Consider the following 19,068-nt stretch of genomic DNA (forward strand, 5'->3'; position numbering starts at 1 on the left):
TCGGGGGAGGCCGGTCCGGGGGTGTGGTCCGGGCTGGTCGGCGGGGGCGGTTAGGCGGGGGTGAGGTGGGCACAAGTCTCTCAGCTCGCGGGGCGGGGCGCTCGGGGCGGCTGCCTGGGTGGGATCATCGTGAGGCGTCGGTATGTCAGGTTGTGACCGGTTTTGATCGGGATTATCGTTCCGGCACTGGAAGCCGCCGGGAACCGGCGGCTCGATTCGTTCGTAGATGGGGTCGAAGCCATGGCTGAGAAGGCAACCAGCGCGGGTACCGCCACCAAGCGGGCACGCAAGGCCGTGGCGGCCGACCCAGGGGAGGGGACCGTGACCACTACCGCACCTCAGAACACCAGTACCGACACCGTCACCGTGCCGCGCGGAGCCGAGTCGGTCGACCCGGCGACCCTGCCGGTCCGACCGGGCGAGGATCCCTGGACCTCCGAGGAGGTCCACGAGCTGCACGACGAACTGATCAGCGACCTGGAGCGGCTGCGCGGCGAGATCGACGCCGCCGAGGCCGCCATCTCCGGGCTGATGCGCGACTCCAACGACGGAGCCGGCGACGACCAGGTGGACGCCGGTACGAAGAACATCTCGCGGGAGAGCGAACTGGCCCTCGCCAACAACGCCCGGGACAGCCTCGCCCAGACCGAGCGCGCCCTGGAACGCCTGGAGGGCGTCGGCTTCGGCACCTGCGAGTCCTGCGGACAGGCCATCGGCAAGGCCCGGATGCAGGCCTTCCCCCGGGCCACGCTCTGCGTGCAGTGCAAGGCCAAGCAGGAACGCCGCTGACGGGGGGCCATCCGGGCGACCGGGCCGGGCGACCGGGGCGACGCGGGGGGTCGGGCTTGCCGTACGCTCGACCCCGTAACGTCGCCTGACTCGTCGGTACGGACGCGTTCAGGCCCTCATCGGCTCACATCGGCAGCGGAGCGGATCATCAGTACGCAAGGTTCCCCCCAGACCCGGGACGACGCCGTCCCGAACCCCGCGGATGACGCGGAGGCGGTTGTGGCCGAACCCACCGGGCCCTCCGGGGCGGGCTCCGCGGAGAACGGGGCGGTCCCCGCGAGTGGTGCCACCGCGGGAGGGGCCACGGCGATGGACGCGCCCAAGGGCCGGCGCCGGGTCGGGGTGCTGCTGGTCATCGCGGTCCTCGCGTTCCTGATCGACCTGGCCAGCAAGCTGCTCGTCGTCGCCAAGCTGGAGAACCACGCGGCGATCAAGGTGATCGGCGACGTCGTCACCTTCCAGGTGATCCGCAACTCCGGCGCGGCCTTCGGCATGGGGCAGGCGCTGACCGTCGTGTTCACCATGATCGCCTCGGCCGTCATCGTGGTGATCTGGCGGATCGCCCGCCGGCTGTACAGCCTCCCGTGGGCGATCGCGCTCGGGCTGCTGCTCGGCGGCGCCCTCGGCAACCTCACCGACCGGCTGTTCCGCGCGCCGGGCGTCTTCCGCGGTCACGTCGTGGACTTCATCTCGGTCCAGCACTTCGCGGTGTTCAACCTCGCGGACTCGGCGATCGTCTGCGGCGGCATCCTCGTGGTGCTGCTCTCCTTCCGCGGCAGCAACCCGGACGGGACCGTGCACCAGCAGGCGGAGAAGGGCGACAAGTAGCGGGCCGCCCTCCGCCGGGACCGGGCAGGTCCCGGCGGGGGGAGGGGGCGCCGCGCGTTTCCGGCATACTCGTACGGGTGAGTACCGCAGCGCAGATCCGAAGCCTCCCCGTTCCCGACGGCCTGGAGGGCGAGCGCCTCGACGCCGCCCTCGCCCGGATGTTCGGCTTCTCCCGGACCAAGGCCGCCGAACTGGCCGCCGAGGGCAAGGTGACGCTCGACGGCGCCGTGGCCGGCAAGTCGGACCGGGTGACCGCCGGCTCCTGGCTGGAGGTCGAGATCCCCGCCCCCGCCGCCCCCGTGCAGATCGTGGCCGAGCCGGTCGAGGGCATGCGGATCGTCCACGACGACGACGACATCGTGCTGATCGACAAGCCGGTCGGCGTCGCCGCACACCCGAGCCCCGGCTGGACCGGCCCCACCGTCATCGGCGGGCTCGCCGCGGCCGGCTACCGGATCTCCACCTCCGGCGCGGCCGAGCGACAGGGCATCGTGCACCGGCTGGACGTCGGCACCTCGGGCCTGATGGTCGTCGCCAAGTCCGAGCGGGCCTACACCGACCTCAAGCGGCAGTTCCACGACCGGATCACCGACAAGCGCTACCACACGCTCGTCCAGGGCCACCCGGACCCGCTGAGCGGCACCGTCGACGCGCCCATCGGGCGGCACCCCAGCTCGGACTGGAAGTGGGCGGTGACCCGCGACGGCAAGCCGTCCGTCACCCACTACGACCTGATCGAGGCGTACCGGGCGGCCTCCCTGATGGCCATCAAGCTGGAGACCGGCCGCACCCACCAGATCCGCGTCCACATGTCCGCGCTGCGCCACCCCTGCGTCGGCGACCTGACGTACGGCGCCGACCCGACGCTCGCCAAGCGGCTCGGGCTCACCCGGCAGTGGCTGCACGCCGTCTCGCTCGGCTTCGAGCACCCGTCGGACGGACAGTGGGTCGAGTTCAGCAGCGAGTACTCGGCGGACCTGCAGAAGGCGCTCGACATCATCGCCTCGGAGAGCTGAGATGGCCGTCTCCGTGCGGGTCGCTTCGGGCGACGCCGACCTGGAGCTGGTGCGGGCCGTCCGGCGCGAGGTGTTCGTCGTCGAGCAGAACGTGCCCGAGGAGCTGGAGTACGACGAGTACGACGCGACCTCGGTACACGTGCTGGCCGTGGGCACGGACGGCGCGGGGCTCGGGACCGGGCGGCTGATCTTCGGTGACCAGGCGCTGAAGCTGACCGGGGGCGCCGAGGGACGGGTGCTGCTCGGGCGGCTCGCCGTCGTCGCGGCGGCTCGGGGGACCGGGCTCGGGGTCGAGCTGGTCCGGGCGATCGAGGCGGCGGGGCGCGAGCGCGGGGCCGTCGAGGTCGAGCTGCACGCGCAGGTGCAGGCGCTCGGGTTCTACGAGCGGCTGGGGTACGTGGCGGAGGGGCCGGTGTATGACGATGCCGGGATTCCGCATCGGACGATGACGAGGCTTCTGTAGCGGTTCGTAGGGTTTTTTCGCGGTCGGAGGTCGGTGCGGGTCTCGGCCTTCCGCTCGCGCGGTTCCCCGCGCCCCCTGTCGGGGCGCGGGGATTCTTGTTGGGGCGCGGGCGCGGGGGTCAGCTGTCGGTGGTGCGGAGGCTCGTCGTCGGGCAGGTGGAAGATCCGCCTGAGTGGGTCGGCGGCGAGCAACAGGGCTGACGCGACGGCGAGTTGGAGGGGGATCCGGCAGCGGCGGAGCAGCGCCCAGACCGGTGCCCCGGGGTGGCCCGCGCTGATCCGCTGGAGGGCCTGGTCGACGATCCAGCCGACCGCGAGGGTGGCGGCGACGGTGGCGAGCACGGTGATCAGCGGCCAGGGCACGGGAGACCTTCTCGGGGTGGGAGAGGCGGGTGAGCCGTACGATACCGGCGCTTAGCGGGCTGAAACGGGTGAAAAGGGGTGATGGCTTTATCGGACACCTACCCGTGCGGCGGATACGATCTGCCCCCATGGAGTTCGGTGGGGCATGGCGTCGATGGCGCGGCCGGGGCACGTCGGTGCGGCGCAGGCTGCTGGCCGGGGTGGTGGCCCTGGTGGCGGTGGCCGGGGTCGGCACAGTGGCGGTGGCGTCCGACGGTGAGCAGGCGGTCCATCAAGAGGATCGTTTCCTCGGCATGCCGGAGACGCCCGGGAGCCCCGAGCAGGTCCGACTGGACACCTCGTTCTTCACCACCGGCACCAGCCCGCGCCCGGCCGTCCTGCTCGCGCACGGCTTCGGCGGCTCCAAGGAGGGCGAGCGGGACCGCGCCCAGCAGCTGGCCCGGCAGGGCTACGCGGTACTGACCTGGTCGGCGCGCGGCTTCGGGCACTCGGGCGGGAAGATCGGGCTGAACGCGCCCGACCGCGAGGTCGAGGACGTCAAGCACCTGGTGGACTGGCTGGCTCAGCGGCCCGAGGTGCAGCTCGACGGCCCCGGCGACCCCCGGGTCGGGATCACCGGCGCCTCGTACGGCGGGGCGATCTCGCTGCTGGCCTCGGCGTACGACCACCGGATCGACGCGGTGGCCACCCAGATCACCTGGTGGAACCTGGCCGACGCGCTGTTCCCGCAGGGAGTGGAGGGCTCGGGCGCGGCGGACGGCGTGTTCAAGAAGCTGTGGGCCGGGATCTTCTTCACCACCGGCTCGGCCGCCCCTGGTTCGGCGGGCGGTCTCGGGCCCTCGGGCGGTGCGCCGCGCAACGGGACCAAGCCGGATGCCGCCCCGGCCGACGGGCAGGTCGGCTGCGGTCGGTTCCTGGACTCGCTCTGCCAGATGTACGACCGGGTCGCGACCGCCGGGCACGCCGACCCGGAGGCCGTCGCGCTGCTGGACCGGTCGAGCCCGTCCTCGGTGGCGGCGCAGCTCAAGGCGCCCACCCTGGTGGTGCAGGGGCAGCAGGACTCGCTGTTCCCGCTCGACCAGGGCGACCAGATCGCCCGGGCGGTCGCGGCCAACGGCGCGCCCGTCTCGGTGGACTGGTTCGCGGGCGGGCACGACGGCGGGACGGACACCAGCGCCCGGGTGGACGACCGGGTGACCGCCTGGTTCGACCACTTCCTGAAGAATCGCGGCCTGCGGGGGCGCGGCGACGACACCGGGCCGCAGTTCCGGGTGACCCGGACCGGCGGCGTGGACTCGACCGGCTTCCAGGCCGTGCTGCGCGGCGCCGACGCCGACCGGTACCCGGGGCTCGGGGGGACGGCCACCCGCTCGATCGAGCTGGCCGGCGGGGAGCAGGCCGTCGCCAATCCGCCCGGCGGGGCGCCGCCGGGGATCTCGACGCTGCCCGGCATCGGCGCGCTGAGCCAGGCGGCCTCGCTCGGGGCCGGGCTCTCGCTGGACTTCCCCGGACAGAACGCCGCCTTCGAATCGGCGCCGCTGGACAAGCCGCTGCACCTCACCGGACAGCCGACCGTACCGGTGCGGGTGACGGCGGACCGGCCGGACGCGGTGCTGTTCGCGAAGCTGTACGACGTCGGGCCGGACGGCAAGGCCGTGCTGCCGCAGCAGCTCGCCGCTCCGCTGCGGGTCACGGGCGCCGACGCGGGGCGGACGGTGACCGTACGGCTGCCCGCCGTGGACCACGACTTCCCGGCCGGGCACCGGCTGCGGCTGGTGCTGGCCACCACCGACCTGGCGTACGCCTCGCCGGCCGACCCGGCCACCTACCGGGTGGCGGTGGCCGGGGCGCTCACCGCGCCGACCGTCGCAGAGCTGGTCACGGAGGCGGCGCCGCTGCCCGCGCGGACCTGGATGCTGCCGGTGGGCGCCGTGGTGGTGGCCGCCGGGCTGGTGCTGCTGCCGTTGGTACGGCGGCGGCTGCGACGTGGTGCGGCGGTGGGCGGCTTGGCGGGGCCCGCGTTCGATCCGGCACTGGCCGGGGTGCCGCTGGTCATCAGCGGGCTGAGCAAGCGCTACAAGGGCTCCCAGGACCGTTACGCCGTAAGGGAGTTGGGCTTCCGGGTGGAGCGGGGCCAGGTGCTCGGCCTGCTCGGGCCGAACGGCGCGGGCAAGACCACCACGCTGCGCATGCTGATGGGCCTGATCCGGCCGGACGCCGGGGAGATCAGGGTCTTCGGGCACCTGATCCGCCCCGGGGCGCCGGTGCTCTCGCGGGTCGGGGCGTTCGTCGAGGGCGCGGGCTTCCTGCCGCACCTCACCGGGCGCGCCAACCTGCGGCTGTACTGGCAGGCCACCGGGCGGCCGGAGGCCGACGCGCGCTTCGACGAGGCGCTCGCGATCGCCGGGCTCGGCGAGGCGCTGGACCGCGCGGTGCGGACGTACTCACAGGGCATGCGGCAGCGGCTCGCCATCGCCCAGGCGATGCTCGGGATGCCGGACCTGCTGATCCTGGACGAGCCGACCAACGGACTGGACCCGCCGCAGATCCGCGAGATGCGCGAGGTGATGATCCGGTACGCGGCCGCCGGCCGGACCGTCATCGTGTCCAGCCACCTGCTGGCCGAGGTCGAGCAGAGCTGTACGGACCTGGTGGTGATGGACCGCGGGCGGCTGGTCACGGCCGGGCCGGTCGGCGAGATCGTCGGCGCCGGCGAGCTGCTGCTGATCGGCGTGGCCGCGCACGGCGACCCGGAGTCGGTCGTCGAGAAGGTCGGCGTGCTGGCCGGGGTCGGCTCGGCGGAGGCCGTCGAGGGCGGGCTGCTGGTCCGGCTGGACGGGCTGCCGGCGAGCGAACTGCTGGTGGAGCTGGTGCGGCTGGGGGTGCCGGTGGAGAGCGCCGGACCGCAGCGGCGCCTGGAGGACGCGTTCCTGTCGTTGATCGGAGGTGCGGCGTGAGTGCCGTTTCCACGGACCCCGGCCCGGGCGAGCGCGCCGCGGCGGGCCACGTCTCTGCGGACCACGTCTCCGCGGACCACGTCTCTGCGGACCACGCGGAGGGGTACCGGGCGCGCCGGACCCTGCCGTTGCGGGTGGAGGCGATGCGGCAGCTGCGCCGGCGTCGCACGCTGGTGATCGGTGCGGTGCTGGCCGCCATGCCGTTCGTCATCCTGGCGGCGTTCCAGCTCGGCGGCACCCCCGGGCGCCCCGACCGGACCACCTTCATCGACCTGGCCACCGCCTCGGGTGCCAACTTCGCCGTCACCATGCTGTTCGTGGGCACCGGCTTCATGCTGGTGATCCCCGTCGCGCTGTTCTGCGGGGACACCGTGGCCTCGGAGGCCAGCTGGTCCTCGCTGCGTTACCTGCTGGCCGCGCCGGTGCCACGGGCGCGGCTGCTGGCCCGCAAGTTCGTGGTCGGGCTGGCGTTCTCGGCGGTCGCGGTCGTGATGCTGCCCGCGATCGGGCTGGTCGTGGGGACCCTGGCGTACGGGTGGGGGGACCTCAAGCTGCCCGCCGGGGCCAGCCTGCCGGCCGGGGAGGCGCTGCCCCGGATCGCGATCGCGGTGGCGTTCGTGTTCCTGAGTGAAATGGTGATCGCCGCGCTGGCGTTCTGGCTGTCGACGGCGACGGACGCGCCGCTGGGGGCGGTCGGCGGGGCGGTGTTCCTGTCGATCATCACCGGGGTGCTGGACGCCGTCACCGCGCTGGGGGGCCTGCGGGAATGGCTGCCGGCGCACTGGCAGTACGCCTGGGCGGACGCCCTGCAACCGCAGCTGGAGTGGGGCGGCATGCTGCAGGGGGTCTCGTTGTCGCTGTCGTACGCGGTGGTGCTGCTGGCCCTGGCCTTCCGCGGGTTCGCGCGCAAGGACGTGGTGTCGTAGCGGGGTGGAAGCGGGAGCGGGGCATCGGGGGCGGGGGCTCAGGGGTGGGCGGGGCTCGGGGCGGTGCACCCGGCCGGGGCGGGGCTGCCGGGGTGGGCGGCACTACCGGACAACGTCGTGCCCGCGGACGGGGTCGTGCCGGTGGACGGGGTCGTGCTGCCGGACAGGGCCGTGAAGAGGAGCCGCCACAGGGGCTCCCCGCCGGGGGCGCGGGTGCTGTCGTCGCACTCGGTGCGGGTGTTCAGCAGTCCCCGGATCACGATCAGCAGTAGTTCGGCGACCAGCGGCGGGCAGTGGTCGGGGAAGCCGCTGTCGCGCTGGGCCCGGCGGACCAGGTCGGTCAGGGCGACGTGCATCTCGGCGAGGACGTCGGCGGGGGCCTGGGTCAGGTTGGGACAGTCCGCCGCCAGCCGGAGGGCGGCCCGCAGCCGGACGTCCGAGCGCAGCCGGTCGGCGAAGCCCACCACGACGCCCCGGAGTACCTCGGCGGCGTCGGCGCCCGGGGTGTCGTACTCGGCGCGCAGGCTGGTCCAGACCGTCCGGGACTCGTCGATCAGGGCGCGGGCCAGGGATCCCTTCGAGGGGAAGTGACCGTAGAGCGCGCCCTTGGTCATGCCGATGCGGTCGGCCACCGTGTTCAGGGTGGTGCTCTCGTAGCCCTGGGCGGCGAAGATCTCGGCCGCGGCCGTCAGGACCTTCTCCCGGGTGCGGCGCGCCCGTTCCTGCTTTGCCATGTTCCTGCCCTCCGTGGTTGACGTCAGCTCATACATACCATCGGGATGGAATGTTGTTGCAAGGCTTTCGTTCTCGGAGGGAGTGCGCTTGTCCTCGCTCGTCGGATCGAGGCCCAGAAACATTCCTAAAGGAAGGAATCTTACGAACATGTGAACGGCGCGGAGCGGCGCGAGAGGGCGTGGGGCGGCGCGCGGCGGTCGGGCGCGGTCGTCGGGCGCGGCGGTGGGGCGCGACGCGACCGGGGGGCGGTGCACCGAAGTGCACCGCCCCCCGGCCTGCCGGCGGCCCGTCAGGCCGGGTCCGTCACCTCGCGCCTGGCGCTGAGGGCCACCAGGCCGCCGAGGACGGCCAGGGCCAGCAGGACGGCGCCGAAGATCGTCGCGCCGTCGGTCAGGCCCACCGCGTCGCTGAGGTAGCCGGCCGAGACGGGGAGCAGGCCGGCCGGGAGGTAACCGCCCACGTTGAGCGCGGCGTTGGCCTCGGCGAGGCGCTGCGGCGGGATGCCGGCGTTGAGCAGCGACAGTCCGCCGAGCTGGCCCATGCCCTGGCCGGCGCCCGCCAGCAGGGCGGCGAGGACGAGCACCGCCACCGCCTCGGTGTGCACGGCGGCGATCAGGGTGGCCATGCTCAGCGCGGTGGCCGTCGCGCCCGCCGTCAGGATGGTGCGGCGGCGCAGCCGCTGGACGGCGAACTGCACCCCGGTCGCGGCGAGGAACATCACGAAGGCCATCGCGCCGGCCACGATCCGGTCGGTGGTGCCGAGCAGGCCGGACAGCAGCGAGGGGCCGAGCGAGAGCACGAACGAGGTCGCGGTGATGCCGGGCGCGAACACCGCGATGCCGAGGACGAGTTGGCGGCCGCTGCCGCGCGGCACGGCGGGCACCCGGATCCAGGAGCCGGCGGCGCGCGCCTCGGGGCGGTGCACCGGCATCCGCAGCACCACCAGCACCGCGCTGGCCAGGACCACGGCCTCGACCGCGAAGACGGTGCCGGTCGGCGCGGGCGCCAGTTCGGAGAGTGCCCCGGCGAGCAGTGGGCCGAGTCCGGCGCCGAAGACCATCGCGCAGGACGCCAGTAGGGCGGCGGTCCGCTTGCGCTCGGGCCCGGCGACATCGGTGACCGCGGCCATGCCGGCCGAGACGACGGCGCCGACCGCGATGCCGGTGAACAGCCGCGCCACGATCAGTGCGGCGACGCTGGTGGCCGTCCCGAAGATCAGGCAGGCGGCGAGGCCGAGTGCCAGGGCGGGCAGCAGGACCGGTTTGCGGCCGACCCGGTCCGAGAGCACGCCGGAGACCAGCAGTGAGCCGATCAGGCCGACGATGTAGCAGGCGAACACCACGGTCAGGGTGCCCTTGGAGAAGCCGATGTCGTGCTGCCACAGCACATACAGCGGGGTGGCGGCGTTGGACAGCACGAAGACCGCGGTGACGGGCCAGGCGGCCAGCCAGATCCACCACAGGGGGGTGGCGGCGGCCCGGGCCGCCGGCCCGGGGGTGGCGGTCTGGACGGGGGTGGTCCGGGTGACGGGCATGACTGTTCCCTCCCGAGGTGTGCCGCGGACTCCGCGACAGTACGAGTCGAGTCGAACTTAGCATGCAGTACGATCGGAGTCGTACTGAGAATCGAAGTCGCGTCGCATCGCCGCGAAGCGCTGAAGTCATGTGACGCCACGAGGAGTTGAGGAGCCGCCCATGCCCGCGACCACGACCGGTGCGCCCGCCGTCAAGATCCTTCCCGCGCCGTCCGACCTGCCCGAACCGCTGCCCGAACCGGGCATCGACGAACTGCGCCTGGAAACCGTGCTGGGCGCGCTCAGCGACCCGCTGCGGCTGACGATCGTCCGCAAACTCCTGCTGGAATCCGAGGACTTCGACCACACCTGCGGCTGGTTCGGCCTCGACCGGCCCAAGTCCTCGCTCACCCACCACTTCAAGGCGCTGCGCGAGGCGGGGATCACGCGCCAGCGCCAGTACGGGCTGGAGCGGCGCAGCCAGGTACGGGTCGAGGACCTCGACGCGCGCTTCCCCGGGCTCCTCGCGCTGGTGGCGGCCTGGACACCGCAGGCCTGACCGGGGCCGGGTCGGGGCCGGCGGCCGGGGTCGGGGCCGAGGGCGGGGTTCGGCGGCCGGGGGGTGGCGGGGGGCTATGGCGGGGGCTTTGGCGGCGGGTGCGGGATCATGGGTGGGTATCCCTGATCTCGTTTGCCGAAGGACCCCGAACCGTGGCCCAGATCGTCCTCTTCCACTCCGCCTACGGCCCGCGCCCGGCCGTCCAGGCCGCCGCCGACCGGCTGCGCGCCGCCGGGCACACCGTGCACACCCCGGATCTCTTCGAGGGGCGCACCTTCGACGACAACGAGGCCTCGCAGGCCTACCAGGAGGAGACCGGCGGCGGGGACGAGCTGCTGCGCCGCGCGGTGGCCGCCTCCGCCCCGCTCTCCGAGGGCGGGCTGGTGTACGCCGGGTTCTCGCTCGGCGGCGCCATCGCACAGAACCTGGCGCTGGCCGACGAGAAGGCCCGCGGGCTGCTGCTCCTGCACGGCACCTCCGACCTGCGTGAGGACGCGGCAACCGCGATCCCGGTGCAGCTGCACATGGCGGACCCGGACCCGTTCGAGCCGGAGGACTGGCTGAACGCCTGGTACCTGCGGATGCGGCGGGCGGGCGCGGAGGTCGAGGTGCACCGCTACCAGGGCGCCGGGCACCTGTTCACCGACCCGGACCTGGACGACTACGACGCGGACGCCGCCGAGCGGGCCTGGGCGGCGGCGCTGGACTTCCTCGCCGACCTGGAGGCCTGACCGGCCGGCCCGGGGCCGTGCGGGCACGATGCGTCGGACGGATGGCCTCCGGGAACGACCGAACTTCGTGCCCGCACGGTGGGTCGTCGACAGAGCTCGACGGCGACGGCGCACTCTGCTTCGACGGGTGGACGATCGACGGACGCATCCCGGCGCATGCCGGCGGCGATCGGGGAGTGTGATCGGGGGGAGCGCGAGCGGTCCGGGTTCCGGGTGGGCCTACGGGCGGGCCGGGCCGCGGCGGGGGAGGGTCTGGCTGTAGACGACGCTGGTGGTGGTGCTACCGAAGCCGGCGAGCGAGTCCACCAGGGTCTCCAGGTGCTCCATGGAGGTCGCGGCCACCTTGAGGGTGTAGCAGTCGTCGCCGGTGGTGCGCAGGCACTCCAGGATCTCGCGGCGCTGGGCGAGCAGCAGGTGCAGCGGCTGGTGGCGGTTGCCCGGGTACTTCAGCCGGACCACGGCGAGCACCGGGTAGCCGACCTTGGCCAGGTCGACGGTGGCATGGTACCCGGTGATGACGCCCAGCGACTCCAGGTTCCGCACCCGCTCGGTGGTGGCGGACGGGCTGAGGTTGACCCGGCGGCCCAGCTCGCTGAGCGAGATCCGGGCCTCCTGCTGGAGCTGGTCGATGATCGCCCAGTCGGTGTCGTCGAGATTCGCGGCCATCCGGCGATATTACCGGGGGATTCGTGGCTGGGTGGGGGTTCTGCCGGGAGCATCGGGTTCCGTACGGGATCCGCCCGGGAATAGCCTCGTGGCATGCAACTTGGCGTCAACGTACCGAACTTCGGGCCCGGGACCGACCCCGGCATGCTGCGCGACTGGGCACGGGTGGCGGAGGGCCTCGGGTTCGACCTGCTGATGGTCTCGGACCACGTCGCCCTGACGGCGGACGTCTCCGAGCGCTACCCCGAACCCTTCTACGACCCCTTCGCGACCCTCTCCTGGCTGGCCGGGGTCACCGACGGGCGGCTGCGGCTGGGCACCACCGTGCTGGTGCTGCCGTACCGGAACCCGCTGCTGGTGGCGCGCATGGCGAGCAGCCTGCACCGGCTCAGCGGCGGGCGGTTCGTGCTCGGCGTCGGGGCCGGCTGGGCGCGGCAGGAGTTCGAGGCGCTCGGAGTGCCGTTCGGCGCGCGGGGACGGCTGACCGACGAGTACCTGGGCGTGGTCCGCGAGGCCTGGGGACAGCAGGGGGAGGGCGCCGCCGCCCCGGTCTGGGTCGGCGGGCACAGCGCGGCGGCGCTCCGGCGGGCCGCCGAGTTCGGCGACGCCTGGCACCCGCTGCGGCTGACGCTCGGGCGGATGCGGTCCGTGCTGGAAAGCCACGCCCTGCCGGGGTTCGCCCCGCGGATCGCGCTGCGGCTGACCGACCGGCCGCTGGACGACCCGGAACGGCCCGCTGGGGTCGGCGCCCTGGAACAGGTCATCGGTGACCTGCGGGCACTGCGCGGACTCGGCGCCGAGGCCGTGGTGCTGGACCCGTACCAGGCCGACCCGGAGGAGACCCGCCACCCCGAGACCGCGTGGCGGGCACTGACGGTCGTGGCCGAGGAGTGGAGGAGGACGTCGTGATCACGACTGCGGACGAGGCGCTGCTGCGACGCGCGATCGGGATCGCGGCGCGGGCGGTGGAGCTCGGCGACGCGCCGTACGGCTCGCTGCTGGCCGGGCCGGACGGCGCGGTGCTGGCCGAGGCGCACAACACCGTCCGGCGCGACGACGACATCACGGCCCACCCGGAGCTGAAGCTCGCCCGCTGGGCGGCCCGGGAGCTGGACGGCGAGACCGCCGCCCGCACGACCATGTACACCAGCTGCCAGCCCTGCGGGATGTGCGCGGGGGCGCTGGTCCGGTCGGGGATCGGGCGGGTCGTGTACGCGCTCGCGACCGAGCAACTGGTCGAGCTCAACCCGGAGTCGGGGGCGTGGCCGGTGCTGGCGGAGGACGGGCCGGCGCTGTTCGAGGCGGCGCGGGTGCCGATCGAGGCCTACTACCAGGGGAGTTGAGCGCAGGCGGGCGCCCGGCGGGCGGCGCGGGAAGTCGGACGGGGGTCGACTTCCCGCGCGGGGCGTGTCACGGCGATCGGCCTGGGACGCCTGCACGCCGGTGTTCTGGCAGGCGTGCAGCGGCCAGCGGCCGTCCTCCGTACGGGACATCACGTACAGCGGGGTTCCACCGGAGGGTGACGGTGTCATCGGTCATGTGGATCACCCTCGTCCCTCAAGCCGACTTGAGGTCAAGAGCGGAGTGCTTGCGCCGTGCGGCACGATGGGGGTCATGGCAGAGCGGCGATACGAGTACGCACCGGCGGGGACGCTTCCGGGGCTGTTGCAGCGCGGCCGGGGGCTGGGGGCGCTGATGGCGGCGGAGGATCCCGCGTCGGCGGCCGAGCTGGTGTACGGGTGCATCCGGTACGAGTGGCGCTGGGATGCGACCGTCGACGATCGGCACCTGTACCTGGCCCGGCTGGTCCGGGACCTGGAGCTGCCGCTCGGGCCGGTGGTCGAGCTGCTGGCCGGGGGCGAGAAGGCCTGCGAGCGGGCGGCCCGGGTGTTGGAGCTGCTGGCGCTCGGCGGCTCGGTCGAGGCCCGGGAGGCGCTGCGGGCGTACATCCGGGAGGGCGAGCACTGGCTGAACGTCCTGGAGTGGGTGGCCGAGGCCTGGCCGTGGGAGTGGTGGGGCGACCTGGAGGAGGTCGTGCGGGAGCGGTCGTCCGAAGAGGACGGGTCCGAGCCGACGCGGGAGGTCGAGCAGCCCGAGGCCTTGGTGGGGCCGGAGCGGGGCGAGGAGCCCGATGTCCCGGCGCTGGTCGCCGAGCTGGAGCGGGCCTGGGTGGACCGCACCTGGTGCGGCCCGGTGCGGACGGCCCGCGGGCTGGCCCGGTTCGGCCCCGGGGCGGCCGGCGCGGTGTCGCTGCTGCGCCGGTTCTGGCTGTACACCCCGCACTCGTACGAGCGGGCCGGGTACCTGGAGGCCCTGGCGGCGCTGGGGTCGGCGGGCGTGGAGCAGGCCTTCACCGAGTCGCTCTGGGACTGCGAGGCGGACGCCCGCCTGCTGGGGGCCCGGCACGCCCCCGACACGGCCCAGGTGCGGGCCCGGCTGGCGTACCTGCTGGACGATCCGATCGAGGAGTCGAGGGTCAAGAACGCCGCCGAGGAGCGACTCGCCGGGCTGACCTAGGGAGCCTTCCGACAGCGTGGGGGAGCTGTTCGAAGAGGGCTAGAGTGGACGCGTGAACGCGTGAGTGATGGTCCGGACCCCGAGAGGTGTTCCGGGCCACATTCATTTCCAGGGCTTCTCCCCTGTGACCCGAGCGTTCGCCGGCCCACCAGATCAGCACCAGAGCCTCCGGAGGCCCCGCCTTGAGCGACCAGCCGTTCGCGCATCTGCACGTCCATACCGAGTACTCGATGCTGGACGGTGCCGCCCGGCTGAAGCAGATGTTCAAGGAGGTCGAGCGGCTGGGCCAGACCCATGTCGCGATGACCGACCACGGGAACATGTACGGCGCCGCCGAGTTCCACCGGCAGGCGACCGACGCCGGGATCACCCCGGTGATCGGCATCGAGGCGTACGTCGCTCCCGAGTCCCGTTCGAACACCAAGCGCATCCTGTGGGGCCAGCCGCACCAGAAGCGGGACGACGTCTCGGCGTCCGGCGCGTACACCCACAAGACCATCTGGGCCCGGAACAAGGAGGGCCTGCACAACCTCTTCAAGCTGACCTCGCGCTCGTACTCCGAGGGCTGGCTGGTGAAGTGGCCCCGGATGGACAAGGAGCTGATCTCGGAGCTGTCCGGCGGTCTGATGGCGACCACCGGCTGCCCGTCCGGCGAGGTGCAGACCCGGCTGCGGCTCGGGCAGTTCGACGAGGCGCTGAAGTCCGCCGCCGACTACCAGGAGATCTTCGGCAGGGAGAACTACTTCCTGGAGCTGATGGACCACGGCCTGGACATCGAGAAGCGGGTCCGCGACGGGCTGCTGGAGATCAGCCGGAAGCTGAACATCCCCCCGGTGGTCACCAACGACTCGCACTACACCACCGAGGCCGACGCCGGCGCCCACGACCTGCTGCTCTGCGTGCAGACCGGCAAGAACCTCTCGGACCCGGACCGCTTCCGCTTCGACGGCACCGGCTACTACATCAAGTCCGCCGCCGAGATGTACGCGCTGGACTCCTCGGACGCCTGGCAGGAGGGCTGCCGCAACAGCCAGCTGCTGGTCGCCTCCCGGGTCGACACCGAGGGCATGTTCAAGTTCAGGAACCTGATGCCCCGGTTCCCGATCCCGGAGGGCTTCGAGTCCGAGGCGGACTTCTTCAAGTCCAAGGTCTGGGAGGGCATGGACTGGCGCTTCCCGGGCGGGTACGACGAGGAGCACAAGAAGCTCGCCGAGTACGAGATGGACACCATCATCCAGATGGGGTTCCCGGCGTACTTCCTCGTGGTCGCCGACTTCATCATGTGGGCGAAGAGCCAGGGCATCGCGGTGGGCCCGGGCCGTGGGTCGGCGGCCGGTTCGCTGGTCGCCTACGCGATGGGCATCACCGACCTCGACCCCATCCCGCACGGCCTGATCTTCGAGCGCTTCCTCAACCCCGAGCGCATCTCGATGCCCGATGTCGACATCGACTTCGACGAGCGCCGGCGCGGTGACGTGATCCGCTACGTGACGGAGAAGTGGGGATCCGACAAGGTCGCCATGATCGTCACCTACGGCACCATCAAGGCGAAGGCCGCCATCAAGGACTCCTCGCGCGTCCTCGGCTACCCGTACGCGATGGGCGACCGGATCACCAAGGCGATGCCGCCGGACGTCATGGGCAAGGGCATCCCGCTGTCCGGCATCACGGACAGCAGCCACCCCCGCTACAGCGAGGCGGGCGAGATCCGCGCGCTGTACGAGAACGACCCGGACGTGCGGAAGGTGATCGACACCGCGCGCGGCATCGAGGGCCTGATCCGTCAGCCCGGTGTGCACGCCGCCGGCGTCATCATGTCCGCCGAGCCGCTGACCGACCACATCCCGGTCTGGACCCGGCACACCGACGGCGTCACCATCACGCAGTTCGACTACCCCACTTGCGAGGGCCTCGGCCTCCTCAAGATGGACTTCCTCGGCCTGCGCAACCTGACGATCATGGACGACGCCGTCAAGGCGATCGAGAAGAACAAGGGCGTCAAGATCAACCTGCTCGAGCTGCCGCTCGACGACAAGCCCACCTACGAACTCCTCGCCCGCGGCGACACGCTCGGCGTCTTCCAGCTCGACGGCGGGCCGATGCGCTCGCTGCTGCGCCTGATGAAGCCCGACAACTTCGAGGACATCTCCGCCGTCCTGGCGCTGTACCGACCGGGCCCGATGGGCGTCAACTCGCACACCAACTACGCGCTGCGCAAGAACGGGCAGCAGGAGATCACCCCGATCCACCCGGAGCTGGAGAAGCCCCTGGAGGAGGTGCTCCGGCCCACCTACGGCCTGATCGTCTACCAGGAGCAGGTGCAGAAGGCCGCGCAGATCCTGGCCGGCTACTCGCTCGGCCAGGCCGACCTGCTGCGCCGAGCGATGGGCAAGAAGAAGAAGGAGATCCTGGAGGCGGAGTTCGTGCCCTTCCAGAAGGGCTGCCGCGAGCGCGGCTACTCCGACGCGGCCATCCAGGCGGTGTGGGACGTCCTCGTCCCCTTCTCCGGCTACGCGTTCAACAAGGCGCACACCGCCGGGTACGGGCTGGTCTCGTACTGGACGGCGTACCTCAAGGCCAACTACCCGGCCGAGTACATGTCCGGCCTGCTGACCTCCGTCAGGGACGACAAGGACAAGTCGGCGGTCTACCTCAACGAGTGCCGCAAGATGGGCATCCAGGTGCTGCCGCCGGACGTCAACGAGTCGGACTCGGACTTCACGCCGCACGGCAGCGAGACCGTCCGGTTCGGTCTGACGGCCATCCGCAACGTCGGCGGGCCGGTGGTCGAGTCGATGATCCGCACCCGGAAGGCGAAGGGGAAGTTCGCCTCCTTCCCGGACTTCCTGGAGAAGGTGGAGTCGGTGGTCTGCAACAAGCGGACCGTCGAATCGCTGATCAAGGCCGGGGCGTTCGACTCGCTCGGGCACACCCGCAAGGGCCTGAGCGCGCAGTTCGAGCCGATGATCGACAACGTCGTCGGGGTGAAGCGCAAGGAGGCCGAGGGGCAGTTCGACCTCTTCGGCGGCGACACCACCTCGGACGAGCCGAGCTTCGGGCTGGACGTCGTGTTCTCCGAGGAGGAGTGGGAGAAGTCCTTCCTGCTCACCCAGGAGCGGGAGATGCTCGGCCTGTACGTCTCCTCCCACCCGCTGCACGGCATCGAGCACGTGCTCGCCGACAAGTCGGACTGCGCGGTGGCGGACCTCGCGGAGCGGCCGGACGGCAGCATCGTCACCATCGGCGGCATCATCTCGGGCCTCCAGCGGAAGATGACCAAGCAGGGCAACGCCTGGGCGATCGCGACCGTCGAGGACCTCGCGGGCTCGATCGACTGCATGTTCTTCCCGGCGAGCTACCAGCTGGTCTCCTCCCAACTGGTCGAGGACGCCGTGGTGTTCGTGCGCGGCAAGCTGGACAAGCGGGAGGACGTGCCGCGGCTGATGGGCATGGAGCTGTCCATCCCGGACCTCTCGAACGCCCACGCCGAGGCGCCGATCGTCATCAACATCCCGAGCGGGAAGGTCACCCCGCCGCTGATCGCCCGGCTCAGCGAGGTGCTGACCCACCACAAGGGCACCACCGAGGTGCGGGTGCGGCTGGAGAGCCGCACCAAGACCACGGTGCTGCGGCTGGACCGGCACCGGGTGAAGTCGGACCCGGCGCTGTTCGGGGACCTCAAGCAGCTGCTCGGGCCGAGCTGCCTGGCGGGTTAGCCGCCGGTCAGCCGTCCCGACGGGGGCCCGGGGTGTGCCGCCCCGGGCCCTTCCGCGTGCTCAGGCCCCGCTGCCCAGCCCCGGCGGGACCGCCGTGTGCAGGGCCGAGACGAAGGCCGAGATGGCCGGGTGGGAGCCCGCGCCGGCCCGGAACGCGGCGCGGGTGCGGCGGTACATCGGCAGCCGGGTGAGGACGACGCCGGGCGGCGGCCCGGCGGTGCCCAGGTGGGGGACCAGCGCCACGCCCTGGCCCGCGGCCACCAGCGAGAGCACCGTGGTGAAGTCGTCGATCTGGTGCCGGACCCGGGGCGCGAACCCCGCCGCCTCGCAGGCGCGGACGGCCATGGTGTGGCAGAGCGTGCCGGGCGGGGACAGGATCCACGGCGCGCCGCTCTGCTCGGCGAGCACCCCCGGGGTGCGGGCGGCCAGGTACATCGGTTCGGTGAAGACCGGGCGGGTGACGGCGAGGCCCGGTTCGGGGTCGGCCGGGACGAGGTCGTACTCGTGGACCAGCGCCACGTCCAGCTCGCCCGCGCGCAGCGCCGCGCCGACGGCGGCCGGATCCACCTCGGTGACCATCGGTTCCAGCCCCGGGTGCCAGGCGGCGAGGCCGGCGAGCACCGCCGGGATGATCGCGCGGGCCGCCGAGGGGTAGGTGCCGATCCGCAGCGGCCCGGCCAACCCCCGCTTGGCGTGGGCGAGTTCGGCGCCGGCCTGTTCCAGCAGGGCGAGCACGGCCTCGGCGTGGCGGACCAGGCCCAGCCCGGCCGGGGTGAGGGTGACCCGCCGGCCGGTGCGCTCCAGCAGCGGGACGCCGGCCTCCTTCTCCAGGACGGACAGCTGCTGGGACACCGCCGAGGGGCTGAAGGACAGCGCCTCGGCGACGGCCGCGATGGTGCCGAGGTGGGCGAGTTCGCGCAGCAGGCGCAGGCGTCGGACGTCGAGCATCGGCTCAGCTTACGAGAAGCTTCGGAAATGTGAACTGGACCTGGGCTATCGGCGGGCCGCAGGATCGTTGCCATGCCACTCACGAGCATGGAAGCCAAGGGCATCCACGTCCCCCTGATCACCCCCTTCGCCGCCGACGGCTCCGTCGCCCTCGACGCGCTGGAGAAGCTCGCACTCGAGGTCCTGGACGCCGGGGTGGCCGGCCTGGTCGCGCTCGGCACCACCGGCGAGCCCGCCGCGCTGACCGCCGAGGAGCGGGACGCGGTCGTCGACGTCGCCGCGTCCGCCTGCGCCGCGCGCGGGGCGCAGCTGACGGTCGGCGCCTCCGGTGGCGACACCCGG

At 72.6% G+C, this 19,068-nt stretch carries 17 protein-coding genes; 13 read left to right on the forward strand and 4 right to left on the reverse strand.

The annotated features are described in order from the left end of the window. The first annotated feature begins 240 nt into the window (after positions 1–240). The 6 genes from BG452_RS40070 to BG452_RS40095 all read left to right on the forward strand — a co-directional run bounded on the left by BG452_RS40070 (position 241) and on the right by BG452_RS40095 (position 7,341). Positions 241–789, forward strand: coding sequence for a TraR/DksA family transcriptional regulator (locus tag BG452_RS40070; RefSeq protein ID WP_188309278.1), 549 nt, complete (start codon positions 241–243; stop codon positions 787–789). Positions 790–933: 144 nt separating this feature from the next. Continuing rightward, positions 934–1,617 carry a signal peptidase II gene (lspA, locus tag BG452_RS46620; RefSeq protein WP_317621452.1) on the forward strand — a complete coding sequence of 228 codons (684 nt, stop codon included), beginning with the start codon at positions 934–936 and terminating at the stop codon, positions 1,615–1,617. A 77-nt stretch (positions 1,618–1,694) separates the two neighbouring features. After that, positions 1,695–2,633, forward strand: a complete 939-nt coding sequence (locus tag BG452_RS40080) for an RluA family pseudouridine synthase (protein WP_188309279.1) — start codon at positions 1,695–1,697, stop codon at positions 2,631–2,633. Between the two features lies 1 nt (position 2,634). Then, a complete protein-coding gene (locus BG452_RS40085; RefSeq protein WP_188309280.1) occupies positions 2,635–3,096 on the forward strand; it encodes a GNAT family N-acetyltransferase in 462 nt (153 codons plus the stop codon). Positions 3,097–3,586: 490 nt separating this feature from the next. Next, positions 3,587–6,415 (forward strand): alpha/beta fold hydrolase, encoded by a 2,829-nt coding sequence (locus BG452_RS40090; RefSeq protein WP_188309281.1) that lies wholly within the window; start codon positions 3,587–3,589, stop codon positions 6,413–6,415. Positions 6,416–6,537: 122 nt separating this feature from the next. Further along, complete coding sequence (locus BG452_RS40095) at positions 6,538–7,341, forward strand: ABC transporter permease (RefSeq protein WP_223243436.1); 804 nt, start codon at positions 6,538–6,540, stop codon at positions 7,339–7,341. Between the two features lie 38 nt (positions 7,342–7,379). Here BG452_RS40095 and BG452_RS40100 read toward each other — a convergent pair whose 3' ends face one another. Then, positions 7,380–8,075: a TetR/AcrR family transcriptional regulator gene (locus BG452_RS40100; RefSeq protein WP_188309282.1), complete on the reverse strand. Its 696-nt coding sequence runs from the start codon at positions 8,073–8,075 to the stop codon at positions 7,380–7,382. Between the two features lie 290 nt (positions 8,076–8,365). Further along, positions 8,366–9,610 (reverse strand): MFS transporter, encoded by a 1,245-nt coding sequence (locus BG452_RS40105; RefSeq protein ID WP_188309283.1) that lies wholly within the window; start codon positions 9,608–9,610, stop codon positions 8,366–8,368. A gap of 160 nt (positions 9,611–9,770) precedes the next feature. Between BG452_RS40105 and BG452_RS40110 the strand changes: the two genes are divergently transcribed. Beyond that, positions 9,771–10,148 carry an ArsR/SmtB family transcription factor gene (locus BG452_RS40110; protein WP_188309284.1) on the forward strand — a complete coding sequence of 126 codons (378 nt, stop codon included), beginning with the start codon at positions 9,771–9,773 and terminating at the stop codon, positions 10,146–10,148. A gap of 152 nt (positions 10,149–10,300) precedes the next feature. Then, positions 10,301–10,879 (forward strand): dienelactone hydrolase family protein, encoded by a 579-nt coding sequence (locus tag BG452_RS40115; protein ID WP_188309285.1) that lies wholly within the window; start codon positions 10,301–10,303, stop codon positions 10,877–10,879. A gap of 219 nt (positions 10,880–11,098) precedes the next feature. On the opposite strand, the gene BG452_RS40120 is transcribed toward BG452_RS40115, so the two are convergent. Beyond that, the gene (locus BG452_RS40120; protein WP_188309286.1) at positions 11,099–11,545 is read right to left on the reverse strand and encodes an Lrp/AsnC family transcriptional regulator; all 447 of its coding nucleotides are present in this window, start codon (positions 11,543–11,545) and stop codon (positions 11,099–11,101) included. 93 nt (positions 11,546–11,638) lie between these two features. Between BG452_RS40120 and BG452_RS40125 the strand changes: the two genes are divergently transcribed. The 4 genes from BG452_RS40125 to dnaE all read left to right on the forward strand — a co-directional run bounded on the left by BG452_RS40125 (position 11,639) and on the right by dnaE (position 17,778). After that, positions 11,639–12,454, forward strand: a complete 816-nt coding sequence (locus BG452_RS40125) for an LLM class flavin-dependent oxidoreductase (protein WP_188309287.1) — start codon at positions 11,639–11,641, stop codon at positions 12,452–12,454. Beyond that, positions 12,451–12,888: a nucleoside deaminase gene (locus BG452_RS40130; RefSeq protein ID WP_188309288.1), complete on the forward strand. Its 438-nt coding sequence runs from the start codon at positions 12,451–12,453 to the stop codon at positions 12,886–12,888. The genes BG452_RS40125 and BG452_RS40130 overlap by 4 nt, the downstream gene beginning before the upstream one ends. A 271-nt stretch (positions 12,889–13,159) precedes the next feature. Next, entirely contained in the window at positions 13,160–14,062 is a 903-nt protein-coding gene (locus tag BG452_RS40135) for a hypothetical protein (RefSeq protein ID WP_188309289.1), read from the forward strand. A 182-nt stretch (positions 14,063–14,244) separates the two neighbouring features. Beyond that, positions 14,245–17,778: a DNA polymerase III subunit alpha gene (dnaE, locus tag BG452_RS40140; RefSeq protein ID WP_188309290.1), complete on the forward strand. Its 3,534-nt coding sequence runs from the start codon at positions 14,245–14,247 to the stop codon at positions 17,776–17,778. Positions 17,779–17,838: 60 nt separating this feature from the next. On the opposite strand, the gene BG452_RS40145 is transcribed toward dnaE, so the two are convergent. Further along, positions 17,839–18,726, reverse strand: a complete 888-nt coding sequence (locus BG452_RS40145; RefSeq protein WP_188309291.1) for a LysR family transcriptional regulator — start codon at positions 18,724–18,726, stop codon at positions 17,839–17,841. Positions 18,727–18,798: 72 nt separating this feature from the next. On the opposite strand from BG452_RS40145, the gene BG452_RS40150 reads away from it, so the two are divergent. Continuing rightward, positions 18,799–19,068 (forward strand): dihydrodipicolinate synthase family protein (locus tag BG452_RS40150; RefSeq protein ID WP_223243431.1); only part of this gene is annotated, 270 nt, incomplete at its 3' end.

It is taken from the genome of Streptomyces sp. CBMA123, from assembly GCF_014596465.1.
Taxonomy (GTDB): Bacteria; Actinomycetota; Actinomycetes; order Streptomycetales; family Streptomycetaceae; genus Kitasatospora.

Coding starts and splice junctions, on each gene's coding strand:
- BG452_RS40070 (WP_188309278.1), top strand. CDS start 241: ATGGCTGAGAAGGCAACCAGCGCGGGTACCGCCACCAAGCGGGCACGC.
- BG452_RS40100 (WP_188309282.1), bottom strand. CDS start 8,075: ATGGCAAAGCAGGAACGGGCGCGCCGCACCCGGGAGAAGGTCCTGACG.
- BG452_RS40145 (WP_188309291.1), bottom strand. CDS start 18,726: ATGCTCGACGTCCGACGCCTGCGCCTGCTGCGCGAACTCGCCCACCTC.
- BG452_RS40085 (WP_188309280.1), top strand. CDS start 2,635: ATGGCCGTCTCCGTGCGGGTCGCTTCGGGCGACGCCGACCTGGAGCTG.
- BG452_RS40125 (WP_188309287.1), top strand. CDS start 11,639: ATGCAACTTGGCGTCAACGTACCGAACTTCGGGCCCGGGACCGACCCC.
- BG452_RS40110 (WP_188309284.1), top strand. CDS start 9,771: ATGCCCGCGACCACGACCGGTGCGCCCGCCGTCAAGATCCTTCCCGCG.
- BG452_RS40135 (WP_188309289.1), top strand. CDS start 13,160: ATGGCAGAGCGGCGATACGAGTACGCACCGGCGGGGACGCTTCCGGGG.
- BG452_RS40090 (WP_188309281.1), top strand. CDS start 3,587: ATGGAGTTCGGTGGGGCATGGCGTCGATGGCGCGGCCGGGGCACGTCG.
- BG452_RS40105 (WP_188309283.1), bottom strand. CDS start 9,610: ATGCCCGTCACCCGGACCACCCCCGTCCAGACCGCCACCCCCGGGCCG.
- BG452_RS40120 (WP_188309286.1), bottom strand. CDS start 11,545: ATGGCCGCGAATCTCGACGACACCGACTGGGCGATCATCGACCAGCTC.